Below are 15,275 nucleotides of genomic sequence, written 5' to 3' on the forward strand. Positions count from 1 at the left end.
GCTGTTAAGCAATCAATAATTTTTAAAATTTAAACAGATACATTATGGGAAAAGGAGATAAAAAAACACGTAAAGGAAAAATAATAATGGGATCTTACGGAAAGAAAAGACCGAAAAATGGTCCCAGAGTAACGAATAAAACAAAAAAAGACGAAGCTTAAGCTTCGTCTTTTTTTGTTTTGACAGCGGTTACTTTAAATTGTTGATGGCTTGCTGTTCGCGTAGTTTATCGACATTATTTTTTTCACCGAACTCTTCTGTTTTTTCCTGAAATGAATCGAGAATAGTTTTAATTGCTTCGGCATTATCTGCTGTACGTTGGTAGATGTCGGGCATTTTAGATTCAATAGTTTTGTCGCCAAGTTCTATATTATCTACTTCAATTTTACCGATTTTTTCTAAAACAGCCTGCTGGCTATTTCTTACGTCTTCAAGCTCTCTGGTGATCTTCTCCATGAGATCAAATTTTTTCAGTTTGTCCATAGTCTTCAATTTGTTTTAGTACTCTTAATAAAACGAACGGAGAAAGAAATTGTTTTAAAAAAAGCGATAAAGTTGACCTTTATCGCTTTTTGAATTTTGCAAGAGCTGTGGACGTTTATGGAGTGTTGGTGCGCCCCGGATATGCTTTTAGACCTTCTTCAATGCAGATAAGTGCAGCTAGTAGATCTTCGTTTTTTAACACATAGGCTAAACGTACCTCATGCTGACCTGCATTCTCCGTGCTGTAAAATCCCGTGGCCGGGGCCATCATAACGGTTTCCCCGTTGTGTGAAAACTCTTCCAGCATCCATTGGCAAAATCGATCCGCATTATCGATAGGTAGTTTCGCTACCACGTAAAAGGCACCACCTGGATTTGGGCAAAATACGCCGTCAATTTTGTTTAAGCCATTCACCAGGACATCTCGACGGGCGGTGTATTCTTTTGAAACTGCCTGAAAATATTCATCAGGTGTATCCACTGCAGCTTCGCCGGCAATCTGTCCTTCCAACGATGGGCTTAGGCGTGCTTGTGCGAATTTCAGCGCGGTTTGATAAAGTTCCCGGTTTTTAGTTATTAAACAACCAATGCGCGCACCACAGGCAGAGTATCGCTTCGAAACGGTATCTAATACAACTACATGCTCTTCCAGTCCTTCCAAATGCATGGGTGAAACAAATTCGCGACCATCATAGCAAAATTCGCGATAAGCCTCATCGGAAAATAGGTACAGATCATGTTTTAAACACAACTCGCGTAACGCTTCGAGCTCCTCTCTGGAATAGAGGTATCCGGTAGGGTTGTTGGGATTGCAGATCGCTATAGCCTTCGTTTTGCTGGTAATCAATTTTTCAAAATCAGCAATAGCCGGTAAAGCAAATCCGTTGTCAATATATGACATGATCGGTTTCACTACAATATCTGCAGCGCAGGCAAAGCCATTATAGTTGGCGTAGAAAGGTTCCGGGATAATAATTTCCTCGCCTGGATTTAAGCAGGCCTGCATCGCAATAGTGATCGCTTCAGAGCCACCATTGGTCACCAAAATATCAACAGGAGTAATATTGTAATTTAATTTGTTGTAATACGATGCAAGCTTAGCACGGTAGGAAGCGGTACCTTCTGATGCCGTATAGGCCCAAACCTTAAAATCAATGTTTTTCAGCGCATCGAGCATGACCTGTGGAGTCTCTATATCGGGCTGGCCGATATTGAGATGATAGATTTTTTTCCCATCTTTCTTTGCCTGATCGGCAAATGGGGTGAGTTTTCGTATTGGCGAAGCGGGCATGTCGATGCCTCTGTTCGATATTTTTGGCATTATAGGGTTGTTTTTTTGTTTGTGTTTCACAAAAATAGAAAAAAAGAATAAGCGAACGCGTAACGGAAGCAGACATTCTTTTCAGACAAGGGCGCAACAAAAAAGCCATCGGTACAATCACGATGGCTTTTGTTATTAAGAATAGATTGTGTTATTCAACACTACCTTTTACAGTCAATGTTTTAACAGGTGTCTTGGTATTAGACTTCACCGTGAATTGTTTTGTAAATGGGCCTTTGGCCGCTGCATTATACGTCACCGTAATTGTGCCAGCCTCGCCCGGCTTGATAGGCGTTTTAGTAAACTCCGCTACAGAACATCCGCAAGATGGTTTCACTTCTGAAATAATTATCGGGGCATCGCCAGCGTTTGAAAACTTAAAATCATAAGATGCTGGTTTGTTCTGTGGGATGGTTCCGTAATCATGGGTCTCTTTCTCAAAACTAAATTCGCCGATAGCAAGTGTCATTGATGTAAATGTGATTACGGCTACAAATACGGCTAATATGCTTAATGTCTTCTTCATCTTCTTATTCCTTTTAATACGGTATTATCTAAACAAAATACAAGCCAAATGTAGCTATTACACAAGCTTTTTATCATTCTTTGCGTTAAATAAACAAAAATATTACATAACCCCTTAGATGATACCCTCTTTCAATAAATCCTGAAGATGAACAATACCTTGGTACGTATTATTTTCCACAACGATCAATTGGGATATGTTGCTTTGCCGCATGCGGTGGAGTGCTTCAACCGCCAGCTCCTCACGATCTATTGTTTTTGGTGATTTCGTCATGATGTCCAATGCGGTCAGTCCGCTAAGGTCTTCGTATTTTTCCAACATTCTACGGATGTCACCATCGGTCACGATACCAATTATTGTTCCCTGATCAATGACTGCGGTAGCTCCTAAACGGAATTTTGTAATGGTGACAATCACTTCCCTTATATTCGCTTCTGGAGCAAGGAAAGGTTTCCCATTGTTATCCGATAGATCGGCAACACGAAGATAGAGTTGCTTACCCAATGCACCGCCTGGGTGGTATTTGGCAAAATCGCGATCCGAAAATTGCCTACAAGTTTGCAGGCAGACCGCCAACGCATCGCCCATCGCTAATTGAGCCGTCGTACTTGTCGTTGGCGCTAGATTGTTAGGGCAGGCTTCGCGATCAACCGAGGTGTCGAGTATGAAGTTCGCTTGCTTTGCAAGGAATGAATTTAAGTTGCCAACCATAGCGACAAGCGTGTTACCCGTTTGCTTTAAAAAGGGTACTAATACTTTTATTTCTGGTGTATTTCCACTTTTAGATAATGCAATGATGACGTCATTTTTCTGTATGATACCGAGGTCGCCATGTATAGCGTCAGCGGCGTGCATGAAGATGGAAGGTGTGCCGGTAGAATTGAAGGTAGCAACCATTTTCTGCGCGATAATAGCGCTTTTCCCAATGCCCGTAACAATCACCCGACCTTGCATATTCAGGATGGTATTCGTCACATCGACGAAGTCCTGATCGATAGTATTTATTAGTTTATGGATAGCATTGGCTTCTAGTTCAAGTGTATCCACAGCCGTCTTTTTGATGTCTATGTTGTGTATCACAGAAAAAATATCTAATTTTATATTACGAAACTACAAAAGTAAGTTATTTAAGACTCATAAAAGTCACAGGTCCATCTAATTTTTTGTTCTACAGTCAATGGAAATAGAAAAATCACTATTTGACAATCTACAGGAATTTTTCGGCTTCGATACATTCAAAGGGGATCAGGAAGCTATTATAACGAATATCCTGAATAAGAAAGATACATTCGTTATTATGCCCACGGGAGGAGGAAAGTCAATTTGTTATCAATTGCCTGCGCTGATGAGTGAGGGGACGGCAATTGTCATTTCACCGCTGATTGCCTTGATGAAAAATCAAGTCGATCAAATGCGTGCATTTGGGGGGAACGAAAGTATAGCCCATTTCCTAAATTCCTCGTTGAATAAGAGTGAAATTTCGAAAGTGAAACAGGATGTGACAGACGGCAAAACAAAGCTGCTTTACGTGGCACCAGAGTCTTTGGCAAAAGAAGAAAATACACAATTTCTGCGACAGATAAAAGTGTCATTTGTTGCTGTAGATGAAGCGCATTGTATTTCGGAATGGGGGCACGACTTCCGTCCAGAGTATCGAAAAATAAGGCAAGTTATCAACGGCATTGGCGAAGGTATTCCCATCATCGCGCTTACGGCGACAGCTACACCAAAAGTTCAGTCTGATATTCGTAAGAATCTGCAGATGAATGATGCTACGCTTTTCAAATCTTCCTTTAACCGTTCCAATTTATATTACGAGGTTCGCACAAAGAAAAACGTGGTGAAGGAGATCGTCAAATTTATACGATTGAATGTTGGAAAGACGGGGATCATCTATTGTCTTAGCCGTAAAAAAGTAGAAGAGATAGCCGAAGTTTTGAATATAAACGGGATAAAGGCTTTGCCCTATCATGCAGGGCTGGACGCTAAAACCAGGGCGGATACGCAAGATAAGTTCTTGATGGAAGATGTCCAAGTGATCGTCGCGACTATTGCTTTCGGCATGGGCATCGACAAACCTGATGTGCGTTATGTTATCCATCATGATATTCCTAAATCTATGGAAGGCTACTACCAAGAGACAGGTCGGGCTGGAAGGGATGGCGGTGAAGGTTATTGTTTGGCTTTCTACGCGGAAAAGGACGTTGAAAAGTTGACAAAATTTATGAAGGATAAGCCCGTTTCAGAGCGGGAAATCGGTACACAAATTCTAAAAGAGGTGATCGATTATTCCGAATCATCCGTTTGTCGTAGAAAGCAGATTTTGCACTATTTTGGTGAACAATTCGACGAGACAGGCTGTAACAATATGTGCGACAATTGTCGGACGGAGAAAACCTATTTTGACGCTGAAAAATCATTACTCGAAGTCTTAGGCTTTTTGAAAGAGCAGGGTGACAAATTTGATGATCATCACATTATCAACGTCATGATCGGGCAGAATAACCAACCAATATCGTCCTACAAACATGATACGCACCCCTTGTTCGGAAAAGGGAAGGAGCTTGGAATAACGTATTGGAAATCACTCATTCGTCAAGCAGAATTAAACGGTTTTGTAAAAAAGGATATTGACCATTACGGTTTACTTATTTTGACGGAAAGTGGTCGCAAGTATCTTGCTAACCCATATGCATTGAAATTTATTCTCAATAGGCCTATGGAAAAATCCGACGAAGATCTTAGCGAAGACATCGGCGGATCTGCAGGCGCGCTTGATATGGAGCTGCTTAACATGTTGAAAGAGTTGCGGAAAAAGATTGCCAAGCAGAAGTCTTTACCGCCATTTGTTATCTTTCAGGATCCTTCATTGGATGAGATGTGTACCCACTATCCGGTAAGCTTGGACGAGCTGAAACAAATTCAGGGTGTTGGCGCTGGGAAAGCCGCTAAATTTGGTGCCGCATTTGTGGAACTGATAAAAAAGTATGTGCAAGATAATGAAATCGACCGGCCGCAGGACTTAGTCGTGAAGAGCGCAGCGAATAAATCGGCGCTTAAGGTCTCCATTATTCAGAATATAGACCGAAAAATTGGCTTAGAGGACATTGCCTCCTCCAAAGGAATAAGTTATGAAGATCTTCTGAAAGAAGTAGAATCCATTGTCAATTCTGGTACGAAGCTCAATATTGGTTACTTTGTTGATGAAATGATCGATCGGGATCGGCAGGATGAAGTTTATGATTATTTTCGTGCGGCGGAAATCGATTCGATAAAGGAAGCCTTGGCAGAGCTAGGCGAGGAAGATTACACATTCGAAGATATACAGCTGATGCGTATAAAATTCATGTCGGAGTTAGGAAATTAATTACCATAATACACTATGATTCAAGATTATTTGCCGGGCATAAAAAACGGTGGCTCGCTGCAGTTTTTTTTAATGGCTGGTCCCTGTGCTATTGAAGGAGAAGACATCGCATTACGCATCGCCGAACGCATTGTTAATATAACAGATAAATACAGCATCCCTTACATTTTCAAAGGCTCATATCGCAAGGCAAATCGCTCGCGCGTTGATTCATTTACTGGAATCGGTGATGAAAAGGCGCTTAAAGTATTGCAGAAAGTAGGTGAGACTTTCGGTGTTCCTACTGTTACGGATATTCACGAAAGCCATGAAGCGGCTATGGCTGCGGAGTATGTTGATGTTTTGCAAATTCCCGCTTTTCTTTGCCGGCAAACAGAACTTTTGGTGGCTGCAGCCCAAACCGGTAAAGTTGTGAATATTAAGAAAGGACAATTCCTATCGGCAGCCTCGATGCAGTTCGCCGTAGATAAAGTGAAGGATTCTGGGAACTCAAAAGTTTGTTTAACTGATAGAGGTAACTCGTTTGGTTACCAAGATCTTATTGTGGATTATCGCGGTATTCCGGAGATGCGCGCTTTCCAGGTGCCAACCATCATGGACTGTACGCATTCGTTGCAGCAACCTAATCAAACGTCCGGCGTTACAGGTGGTAAACCAGCATTAATCGAGACGATTGCAAAAGCAGCTATTGCTGTGGGCGCCGATGGTTTATTTATCGAAACACATCCTGACCCTGCCAATGCAAAATCAGATGGAGCAAATATGCTGCATTTGGATCTTTTGGAAGGTTTAATAGAAAAGCTCGTGCGCGTACGCGAAGCTATTTTATAAAATTAAAAAAATAATAATTGCCGTCTTGCTGACGCTTGTTGTAATCAGGAAGACGGCCTTTTTATGGAAGAAAAAATTATTTCAATTTAGATGGGAAGCTGTCTGTACCCGCCATCCCGGCATTCTTCTCGCGCTTTCGGTAGCCAATAGCCCCCATGCTCCACAATGCCCATAAAATCAATACGGGTTGAAAGAAAAGACGCAGCAATCGGGCTCCTTCCGTGTTAAGCCCAAATCCATCACGCTCGTTGACATACTGTGCGATATTTCCAGGGAATACAGCGATGAAAAATAATGCAAGCAACCAAGGAATTGCTTTGTAGCGATGTCCCCAGATGATAATTAAGAGTCCTAAGCTTATCTCTACTATTCCAGATAGTACAACTACCATATCCTTGTCCATGGGAACCCAATCCGGCACCTGTGCTTGAAATGTTGTTCGGGCAAAAGTGAGATGGCCTATCCCCGCGAATAACATAAATAGCCCTAGTATAACGCGCGCCACCTGTTGTGCGCTGCTTAGTGGTCTGTGGTTTGATAGATTGTCCATATCGTTGATCCTGTTTCTACTATAACGAGTGCCATAGACGGAAGTTTGAATTTTTTCTAAAGCGGAATAGCATATGCTATTTGCTGTGCCAAAACAAGATTCATCGGAAATTCTGCCTTAACATGCGCAGATGTTTTAGGATAATAAAAACTAAAACGGAGCTTGAACGTGTTATAGAGAAAAATGTAATCACCTTGTATACACTATGGCAATTATTGGAGAAATTATAAAGCGAGCAATTAAAGTCAATGGTTTAATCAGTAAGGATCCATCACCTGTAGAAGCGCAGCATGAGGTATTACTCGCGATGTTAGAGAAAGCGAAAAATACGGCATTCGGTCGTCACTATCATTTCGAGGGGATACTTTCTTCGGAGGATCCTGTCCGTGCATTTCAGCATGCTGTACCTATTTTTGACTATGATAAGTTATATGCGGAGTGGTGGCATTATCTGGAAGTAGGGCACGAGAATGTAACTTGGCCGGGTGGACAAAACTATTTCGCTATGAGTAGTGGCACGACCAGTAATAGTAAAGCAATACCTGTCACCGACGACATGTTAGATGCGATCAAAAAAGCCGGCATACAGCAAATTCTTAGTTTAAAGAATTTTGATCTACCTGCAGATTTCTTTGAGAAGGATATTATGATGTTAGGGAGCAGCACGGAGTTAAAAGAACGGAAAGGTTTCCTTGCGGGTGAGATCAGTGGTATTTCAGCAGCAAATTTGCCCTTATGGTTCCGGAAATTTTATAAACCGGGCAAGAAAATCGCCGCTAGTAAAGATTGGGATGAGCGCGTAGCTAAGATAGCTAAATCTGCGCATAAGTGGGATGTAGGCAGTATGTCTGGTATGCCCTCATGGTCCGAATTGTTACTCAAAGAGATCGTCAGGCTTAACAAAGTGGATACAATCCATGACCTTTGGCCAAATCTCCAAGTTTACACTACGGGGGGCGTAGCTTTCGGGCCTTACAAAAAGAGTTTCGAGAAGTTGTTTGCCCGCCCGGTAACTTATATTGACACGTATTTAGCCTCAGAAGGATATTTAGCTACGCAAAAGCGACCTGACACGGATGCTATGGCGCTTATTGTAGATAACGGTATATTCTTCGAATTTGTACCGTTTGTAGAACGTAATATGGATGAGTCTGGAGCTGTAAGACAAGATGCAGAGGTTTTGGCATTGGATGAAGTAGAGGAGGGTGTAGAATATGTGTTGCTGATAAGCACGGTGTCTGGCGCATGGCGGTATATGATCGGTGATACCATTATTGTTAAGGATAAAGTGAGGGCAGAAATTATTATCAGTGGGCGTACCAAGCATTTCTTAAATGTGGTGGGCGAGCAGCTTTCCGTGCACCAGATGAATACGGCAATTCAAAAAATGCAGGATAAATTTCACGTTCAAATTAAAGAGTTCGTTGTCTCCACGGTTCAACGTGATGGCAAAAAGATCAATCAGTGGTACATTGGCGCTGAGCAAGAGTGTCCTACAGGAGAGCTGCGTAAATTTTTGGATGAAGAGCTGCAGGAAAGTAATAAGAACTTTAAGGTAGCGCGAAATCAAGCGCTAGACGGGTTGGAGCTCCGTGTTATTCCTACTCATTATTTTCACCAGTGGAGCGAACAGCACAAGAAGATGGGCGGTCAAGCCAAAATCCCAAGAGTGATGAATCAGGAAGATTTCGAAGCGTTTGAAGAATACATTTCTAAATTGTAATATATTCCAGATACCGATGGATAACCCTTAAGATTATCCATCGGTAAAAGGTTTTCGCATAAGAAACGCAGTTGCATGTTTCCTTATGTTCGAAAAAGACTAAAATTCATCTTTGCCCGTTCGTCTATCAACTACGATCGTTTCCCCAGTCGTCTTTAAATCCTGCTCGTCCAATGTCGATTCGGGATCATTCTCCTCTTTTTCTAACGACTCATTATCGGATTCGGAAGTATCAGGATTCTCACGTTCCAACGGGTTTACATCAGGTTGGGTGGGCGGCAGATTTTCTACTCCTTCGCCTTCGTCAGGAAATTTATCCATCTCATCCGGTTCCACCGCTTCTTCTCGCTTTTGTTCATCCGGATCAGCATCCGCAAATGCATGCCCTACGTGTATTAGCGCTAGACTCAAGTAGCTAGTCGGTTCTTTTACAGTTCTCATAGTTGTCCTCCAATTTTCTTTAAGAACCTCGCCTATCCTCGAATAGTTCATTTAAGCTGAAACCAGCGAAGTAAGTAACAAACAGTGCTGTTTTTTGGTTAAAGGAGGGGAAACGCTGTCACCCAGAAATTCTAAAATAACAATAGGATACAGGTCATTTTCCTTAACTTGCTTAAAAAAGCAAATGATATGAAAAATATAGAGCGTGTTTATAAGATGTCCTTCGCAAGCGTATACCCACACTACATACAAAAGGCCGAAAGAAAAGGCCGATCGAAGGATGAGGTTGACCAAATTATAAGTTGGTTGACAGGCTATGACGCGATAGCGTTACAACGTATTCTTGATAACAAAACTGATTTCGAAACCTTGTTTAATGAGGCTCCAAGAATTAATCCAAACGTGCATAAAATAACAGGTCTCATTTGTGGTTATCGCGTGGAGGAAATCGAAGATCCAATTATGCAGAAAGTCCGATATCTTGATAAATTGGTAGACGAGTTGGCAAAAGGTAAGTCAATGGATAAAATCCTCAGAACATAACTCTGTTTTCTTAATGTATCGTCTATCGATCGCTACAATATACATCAATTAAAATATTTTTATCTTCATTTGTAAATATTTTGTTAATATTGAAGTGAATTTGCATTCCAGGTGCAGGATGTTGGTGGGGCTGGTTAATATTTTATAAATCGATAAATTGACAAAATGAACTATTTCAAGATAGCCGACATGGATCTGATGGCTCTTTTAAAAAAGGGAGATCATGCCGCTTATCTGGAAATTTATGACCGCTACAAATCGCCGCTTCAGGCACATGCCTGGAAAAAGCTTGGGCAGGCGCAGGATGTTCAGGATGTCATCCAAGAACTTTTTACGGAGCTGTGGACAAAACGAGAAGCGTTAACGCTCACCTCCGGATTGGCAAACTATCTTTATACCGCTGTCAGGAATAGGTCGCTTAATGTAATCTACAAACGAAAAAAAGAAAATTTCTATTTAGCTTCTTTAAACGAGTTTATTCACGAAGGCAATTATCTAATCGATCTGCAAATTCGGGAGAAGGAATTGCGCGCTACCATACAGCAAGAAGTGGATTTGCTTCCCCCGAGAATGAAAGAAGTGTTCACCCTTTGCAGGGACAAAGGACTCTCGCATAAGCAAATTGCGGAACAATTGGGGACATCAGAACATACTGTTTCCAAGCAAATGACCAACGTCTTAAAAATATTACGAAAAAGACTGGGGTCACTTTATTTTCTTCTATTTCTACTTTATTAAAAAATAGTGTATTTCCGATACTTGTTCACCCATACTTATTTGTCATAGGTATATAGGGGTCACTTAAGCGTGTCTGCATAACCAATGGAAAAAGCAAAAAAGTTATTACGTCTTTATACAAGGGGAGAAGCAAGTCCTGAACAAAAAGCCGTCGTGGAAAAGTGGTACAAGCAATTGCGCGTACGAGACACTTCGGCTTTTTCACCACAGGATCGTGTGCAGCAACTGGAGGAAATACGGAAGCTGTTGCCGAGGCCACCACATGCCAAAACAAAAGAATGGATGTTAATTGCCGCTGCAGCTTCTATCATCTTGATAATGGCTCTTAATTTATTGCTTTACGACCGGCAGGACCATTCTTTCTCGGGTCCGCAAACAGGTTTGATAAACGATGTGGCACCTGGTGATACTGCGGCAACATTGACTATGGCAGATGGTACTAAAATTAGGCTCACGACCGAGTTGGACGGCGATATTGTGAGTAAACCGGGGATACGGATTACAAAGACGGCAGATGGGCAACTTATTTACCAAGTCGATGACACCGGAGACGACCCACGCGGAACGAATACACTATCGACCAATAACGGGCAGACGTATAGCATCACATTGCCAGATAAGAGTAGGGTGTGGCTTAATGCGGCTTCTAGTTTAACTTATAGCGCAGCTTTTTCGCGTAATGAGCAACGTAGGGTCATATTAAATGGAGAAGCGTATTTCAAAGTTGCGCCAGATAAAAGCCATCCCTTTATCGTGGTGACAGACAAGCAAGAAGTCCTCGCCACCGGAACAGAATTTAATATAAACTCCTATACAAATGAGCCGGCAGTGAACACGACCCTGATTGAAGGGGCTGTCAAAGTGTTGGCGGCAGGCAAACAGCACCTCCTTCAACCGGGCGAGCGAGCAACAAATAATGGTAAAGAAATACGCATAGCGCATGCAGATATTGAAAGCACGATAGACTGGAAGGAAGGAGATTTCAATTTCAATGAGGTACCCTTCCGCACTGCCATGCAGAAAATCGCCCGCTGGTACAATGTGGAAGTTGTTTATGATAAATCTGTACCAGCCAACGTAGAGGCCCGGGGGTGGGTGTCTAGAAACAGAAACTTATCTTCTGTCCTTGATTTAATAGAGTCGTCCGGTGTCGTTCGTTTCGAGATCGAAGGCAGGAAAGTTTTTGTACATCAATAGAATATTACCCAATAAAGCTAATATGTATAAACCTTTAAACGTGAAATTATGAAGCAATACTACTGTTAAAATCTATAAAACAAACCAGAGATGTATAGTACATCCCTGGTCGACGTTTGGAACAGATCGTTCGAAAACTAACTCGTTAACTAGCAGAAACCCGCGCTGTGGAAAGTTGGGGCATACTGCTATAAACCAAACAAATCAAATGTATAAAAAATACTCCATTAAAATTGGCGTAAATGGTACGCTATGCCGTAAAATATCGCTTGTTATGCGGCTCACCATTGCAATGCTTCTCGTTACGATGACCCAACTTGTGGCGAAAACAAAGGCGCAGCAGATAACGATAAATCAGAAAAACGCTTCCTTAGAATCCGTTCTTAAAGAAATCAGAAATCAAAGTGGCTATGATCTTATCTACGATGGAAAAGCAATTCCGAAGAATAGAATAGTAAACGTGACACTTACAAAAGCTACCGTAAATGAGGCGTTGGAGAAAACTTTGAAGGATTTGCCACTCCGTTACGTTATAAAGGACCGAAGTATTACTATCCGTCATCATAAACATATGGAACAGCCAGCTGTCAGTGTCTTGGCTCGTATTGAGGGTACGGTCAAGGATAGCTTGGGGCAAGCTATTGCAGGTGTTTCCGTATTAAATAAGAGCAACAACCAAGGCACCTCCACCACGATGCAAGGCGAGTTTGAGCTGGATGCAAATGAAGGTGATATACTGGTATTTTCCGCACTTGGCTATCAAAAGCAGGAAATCCGTGTAGGAACACAAACACGAATAAACGTTATTCTTCAATCCGAAGAAGAGCTCATGGAACAAGTCGTCGTTACGGCTTTGGGAATTCGCCAGTCTGCGAAAACATTAACCTATAATGTGCAGGAATTTAAGGCCGAGGAGGTGACACGGAATAAAGATGCAAATTTTGTCAATGCATTAACTGGAAAGATTGCGGGGGTAACGATCAACGCAAGTTCATCGGGAATTGGCGGCGCGACGCGGGTGGTTATGCGCGGTACAAAGTCTATAGCAGGAAACAACAATGCGCTATACGTCATTGATGGCATCCCTATTCCCAACAACAATGGTGGAGAGTCTGTAGGAACTTTTGCAGGTCCTGTAAGTGGAGAGGGAATTTCCAGCTTCAATCCAGAGGATATAGAAAGCATCACGGCATTGACGGGTCCATCGGCAACAGCACTATATGGAAATCAAGGTGCCAATGGGGTGCTTCTTGTCACGACCAAAAAAGGATCAATTGGACGAATTCGCGTAAATGCGTCGCATAGTTCCGATTTTTTCACACCCTTTGTTATGCCTCGTTTTCAAAATACCTACGGACAGGCAAATCCACAAGAATATGCAAGTTGGGGGGGCAAGCTCCAACAGCCATCAACCTATAGTCCGCGAGGTTTCTTTCAGACTGGTTTTAATGTGTTTAACTCCGTTAGTGTTTCCGGAGGAACGGAAAAAAGCCAGACGCTCTTTTCGGCAGGAGCAAATAATGCGGAGGGCATTATACGGAACAACACATTTAATAGGTATAACTTCTCCCTTCGGCATAACACACAGCTTACGGACCGCTTGACGGCAGACTTCAGCGCGATGTACGTAAAATTAAATGATAACAATATGGTTGCGCAGGGGCAATACCATAACCCAATTGTGCCCATCTACCTCTTCCCGCCGGGAGATGATTTTAATAAATACAAGGTATATTCTCGCTATAATCCCGATCGTGTAATAGACACACAGTTTTGGCCATATCGGGATCAAGGAATTTCCCTGCAAAATCCTTATTGGATAACTGATGCGCAGCGGGCTGGAAACAATATCGATCGCTATATGATGAGTGTAACGGCTAATTACAAAGTGTTTGATTGGTTAGACGTAACAGGGCGCGCGCGGATAGATAATAGCCTCACGCAAAACGAAAATATTAGGCCCGCCAGTACAAGCCCATTATTTGCTTCAAACTTCGGCTTTTATAGCACGAATAAAGTTTCCAGCAAAAATACATACCTGGATTTTATCGCTAACATCCGAAAAGATATCAGTGATCGGGTTAGTTTTCGGGCGAATGTGGGCGGAAGCTATCAACATGACTGGATGGATGGTTTGGGGGCTGGTGGCAACCTTACTCGCCTAGCAAACTTCTATTCGGTACAGGAAAATACGGAAAATCCGCCCACGCAAAGTTATAGCCGTACGGAACTGCAGTCGGTTTTCGCTACAGCGCATTTCGGCTATGACAATTGGCTATTTATGGATTTGACGGGTCGCTACGAATGGCCATCGCAATTGCCTCCCGGCGTTGCAACCACTTCCTCTTATTTTTACCCGTCCGTAGGTGTTTCGGGGGTGTTGAGTGATAAGTGGAATGTATCAAAAGACGTCATTTCTTTTGCAAAATTACGGTTCTCTTACGCCGAAGTGGGTAATCCGCCGCAATTTGGGATAGTAAATCCGGTGTATTCCTTGATTGATCAGCGATTCCGGCCAGCTCCTTTCCCAGACTACCTGCCTGAGCGTACCCGCTCTTACGAGGCCGGTATGGAGCTTCGCTTTTTACGCGATCGCTTATCGCTAAATGCCACCGTATACCAATCAAACACCACAGATCAATTACTTCAGCAGCCCACGATAGCGATTGGGGTCTTTACGGATTTCTTTTATAACGCTGGAGATATACGCAATCGGGGAATTGAGGCGACCTTATCACATCATGGGAAATTTGGAGAACTAAATTGGACATCGGGGCTGGTGTTTTCTTTAAATAGAAATCGCATTATACGTCTTTCAGACGGATTTTTGGATCCGGCAACCGGTGAGCCGTATGTGAATGAACAACGTCCGGTTAGCGGTTTAGGTGATTTTCAAAATGTGTTAACCGTAGGGGGCACGATGGCTGATTTCTATATTTCGCGTGTGCTACGCGAGAATAATCAGGGTAACCTTTGGGTTAGCCCTGTTGACGGATCGGTACAGCAGATAACGCTTTCAGAGCGGCGGTACGTAGGAAACGGGTTGCCTGATTTTACATTAGGCTGGAACAACCAGTTTTCCTTCAAAGGTGTTGATGTATCCTTTCTAGTTGATGCACGCGTCGGCGGAGTGGGTGTATCCTATACGCAAGCGCTTATGGACGGGTTTGGGGTCTCCGAACAATCGGCTATTGATCGGGATAACGGCGGTGTGCTGGTTTATGATACTCGATATCCAAATGTCCAAGGCTATTATAATTTGCTTGGAATGGGGGCAGACGGTATGGCAGCATATTACATTTACAGTGCAACGAATGTGCGCTTGCGTGAAGCTGCTATTGGCTATAACATCCCACGTAAATGGCTTAATGAGAAAGGCCCAGATTTGCGGGTATCCGTCACGGGAAGAAATCTATTTATGTTTTACAATAAATCTCCTTTCGATCCGGAAACGACATCATCTACCGGAACGTACGGCCAGGGTATCGATTACTTTAGGCAGCCCAGTTACCGAAGTGTGGGATTTAGTATACGAGCACAATTTTAAAAATTTGA

General features: G+C 42.6%; 14 protein-coding genes. 8 read left to right on the top strand and 6 right to left on the bottom strand.

Going from position 1 to position 15,275, the window contains the following annotated elements; translation table 11 throughout:
- Nucleotides 1-44: 44 nt before the first annotated feature.
- Nucleotides 45-161: a 30S ribosomal protein THX gene (locus DI53_RS19900; protein WP_071790513.1), complete on the top strand. Its 117-nt coding sequence runs from the start codon at nt 45-47 to the stop codon at nt 159-161.
- Between the two features lie 28 nt (nt 162-189).
- Here the strand turns inward: DI53_RS19900 and DI53_RS15655 are convergent, their stop codons facing one another.
- From DI53_RS15655 to DI53_RS15670, 4 genes are all read right to left on the bottom strand, one after another.
- Nucleotides 190-483 (bottom strand): hypothetical protein, encoded by a 294-nt coding sequence (locus tag DI53_RS15655; RefSeq protein ID WP_037501808.1) that lies wholly within the window; start codon nt 481-483, stop codon nt 190-192.
- A 115-nt stretch (nt 484-598) separates the two neighbouring features.
- Nucleotides 599-1,804, bottom strand: a complete 1,206-nt coding sequence (locus DI53_RS15660) for a pyridoxal phosphate-dependent aminotransferase (RefSeq protein ID WP_037501811.1) — start codon at nt 1,802-1,804, stop codon at nt 599-601.
- A 151-nt stretch (nt 1,805-1,955) separates the two neighbouring features.
- Nucleotides 1,956-2,330: a DUF1573 domain-containing protein gene (locus tag DI53_RS15665; protein ID WP_037501813.1), complete on the bottom strand. Its 375-nt coding sequence runs from the start codon at nt 2,328-2,330 to the stop codon at nt 1,956-1,958.
- A gap of 114 nt (nt 2,331-2,444) precedes the next feature.
- Nucleotides 2,445-3,410: a KpsF/GutQ family sugar-phosphate isomerase gene (locus tag DI53_RS15670; RefSeq protein WP_037501817.1), complete on the bottom strand. Its 966-nt coding sequence runs from the start codon at nt 3,408-3,410 to the stop codon at nt 2,445-2,447.
- Nucleotides 3,411-3,507: 97 nt separating this feature from the next.
- On the opposite strand from DI53_RS15670, the gene recQ reads away from it, so the two are divergent.
- Together recQ and kdsA are read left to right on the top strand one after the other, a co-directional pair.
- Complete coding sequence (recQ, locus tag DI53_RS15675; RefSeq protein ID WP_037501820.1) at nt 3,508-5,697, top strand: DNA helicase RecQ; 2,190 nt, start codon at nt 3,508-3,510, stop codon at nt 5,695-5,697.
- Nucleotides 5,698-5,712: 15 nt separating this feature from the next.
- Complete coding sequence (gene kdsA / locus DI53_RS15680; protein ID WP_037501823.1) at nt 5,713-6,528, top strand: 3-deoxy-8-phosphooctulonate synthase; 816 nt, start codon at nt 5,713-5,715, stop codon at nt 6,526-6,528.
- Nucleotides 6,529-6,604: 76 nt separating this feature from the next.
- Here the strand turns inward: kdsA and DI53_RS15685 are convergent, their stop codons facing one another.
- Nucleotides 6,605-7,078: a DoxX family protein gene (locus DI53_RS15685; RefSeq protein WP_052072467.1), complete on the bottom strand. Its 474-nt coding sequence runs from the start codon at nt 7,076-7,078 to the stop codon at nt 6,605-6,607.
- A 205-nt stretch (nt 7,079-7,283) separates the two neighbouring features.
- Between DI53_RS15685 and DI53_RS15690 the strand changes: the two genes are divergently transcribed.
- Nucleotides 7,284-8,801, top strand: coding sequence for a GH3 family acyl-acid amido synthetase (locus DI53_RS15690; RefSeq protein ID WP_037501826.1), 1,518 nt, complete (start codon nt 7,284-7,286; stop codon nt 8,799-8,801).
- A gap of 99 nt (nt 8,802-8,900) precedes the next feature.
- On the opposite strand, the gene DI53_RS15695 is transcribed toward DI53_RS15690, so the two are convergent.
- Entirely contained in the window at nt 8,901-9,242 is a 342-nt protein-coding gene (locus tag DI53_RS15695) for a hypothetical protein (RefSeq protein WP_131555319.1), read from the bottom strand.
- 189 nt (nt 9,243-9,431) lie between these two features.
- Between DI53_RS15695 and DI53_RS15700 the strand changes: the two genes are divergently transcribed.
- The 4 genes from DI53_RS15700 to DI53_RS15715 all read left to right on the top strand — a co-directional run bounded on the left by DI53_RS15700 (nt 9,432) and on the right by DI53_RS15715 (nt 15,267).
- On the top strand, nt 9,432-9,785 hold the full coding sequence (locus DI53_RS15700; RefSeq protein ID WP_037501832.1) for a DUF2200 domain-containing protein: 354 nt from the start codon (nt 9,432-9,434) through the stop codon (nt 9,783-9,785).
- Between the two features lie 165 nt (nt 9,786-9,950).
- A complete protein-coding gene (locus DI53_RS15705; RefSeq protein WP_037501835.1) occupies nt 9,951-10,523 on the top strand; it encodes an RNA polymerase sigma factor in 573 nt (190 codons plus the stop codon).
- Between the two features lie 84 nt (nt 10,524-10,607).
- A complete protein-coding gene (locus DI53_RS15710; RefSeq protein WP_037501838.1) occupies nt 10,608-11,720 on the top strand; it encodes a FecR family protein in 1,113 nt (370 codons plus the stop codon).
- A 208-nt stretch (nt 11,721-11,928) separates the two neighbouring features.
- Nucleotides 11,929-15,267, top strand: a complete 3,339-nt coding sequence (locus tag DI53_RS15715; RefSeq protein WP_052072468.1) for a SusC/RagA family TonB-linked outer membrane protein — start codon at nt 11,929-11,931, stop codon at nt 15,265-15,267.
- The last annotated feature ends 8 nt before the right edge of the window (nt 15,268-15,275 follow it).

The organism is Sphingobacterium deserti, assembly GCF_000757725.1.
Lineage (GTDB): Bacteria > Bacteroidota > Bacteroidia > Sphingobacteriales > Sphingobacteriaceae > Sphingobacterium > Sphingobacterium deserti.

Excerpts from the sequence above, each read along its gene's own strand:
- kdsA (WP_037501823.1), top strand. The coding sequence starts at position 5,713 with ATGATTCAAGATTATTTGCCGGGCATAAAAAACGGTGGCTCGCTGCAG.
- DI53_RS19900 (WP_071790513.1), top strand. The coding sequence starts at position 45 with ATGGGAAAAGGAGATAAAAAAACACGTAAAGGAAAAATAATAATGGGA.
- DI53_RS15690 (WP_037501826.1), top strand. The coding sequence starts at position 7,284 with ATGGCAATTATTGGAGAAATTATAAAGCGAGCAATTAAAGTCAATGGT.
- DI53_RS15695 (WP_131555319.1), bottom strand. The coding sequence starts at position 9,242 with ATGAGAACTGTAAAAGAACCGACTAGCTACTTGAGTCTAGCGCTAATA.
- DI53_RS15715 (WP_052072468.1), top strand. The coding sequence starts at position 11,929 with ATGTATAAAAAATACTCCATTAAAATTGGCGTAAATGGTACGCTATGC.
- DI53_RS15700 (WP_037501832.1), top strand. The coding sequence starts at position 9,432 with ATGAAAAATATAGAGCGTGTTTATAAGATGTCCTTCGCAAGCGTATAC.
- DI53_RS15660 (WP_037501811.1), bottom strand. The coding sequence starts at position 1,804 with ATGCCAAAAATATCGAACAGAGGCATCGACATGCCCGCTTCGCCAATA.
- recQ (WP_037501820.1), top strand. The coding sequence starts at position 3,508 with ATGGAAATAGAAAAATCACTATTTGACAATCTACAGGAATTTTTCGGC.
- DI53_RS15705 (WP_037501835.1), top strand. The coding sequence starts at position 9,951 with ATGAACTATTTCAAGATAGCCGACATGGATCTGATGGCTCTTTTAAAA.
- DI53_RS15655 (WP_037501808.1), bottom strand. The coding sequence starts at position 483 with ATGGACAAACTGAAAAAATTTGATCTCATGGAGAAGATCACCAGAGAG.
- DI53_RS15685 (WP_052072467.1), bottom strand. The coding sequence starts at position 7,078 with ATGGACAATCTATCAAACCACAGACCACTAAGCAGCGCACAACAGGTG.
- DI53_RS15665 (WP_037501813.1), bottom strand. The coding sequence starts at position 2,330 with ATGAAGAAGACATTAAGCATATTAGCCGTATTTGTAGCCGTAATCACA.
- DI53_RS15710 (WP_037501838.1), top strand. The coding sequence starts at position 10,608 with ATGGAAAAAGCAAAAAAGTTATTACGTCTTTATACAAGGGGAGAAGCA.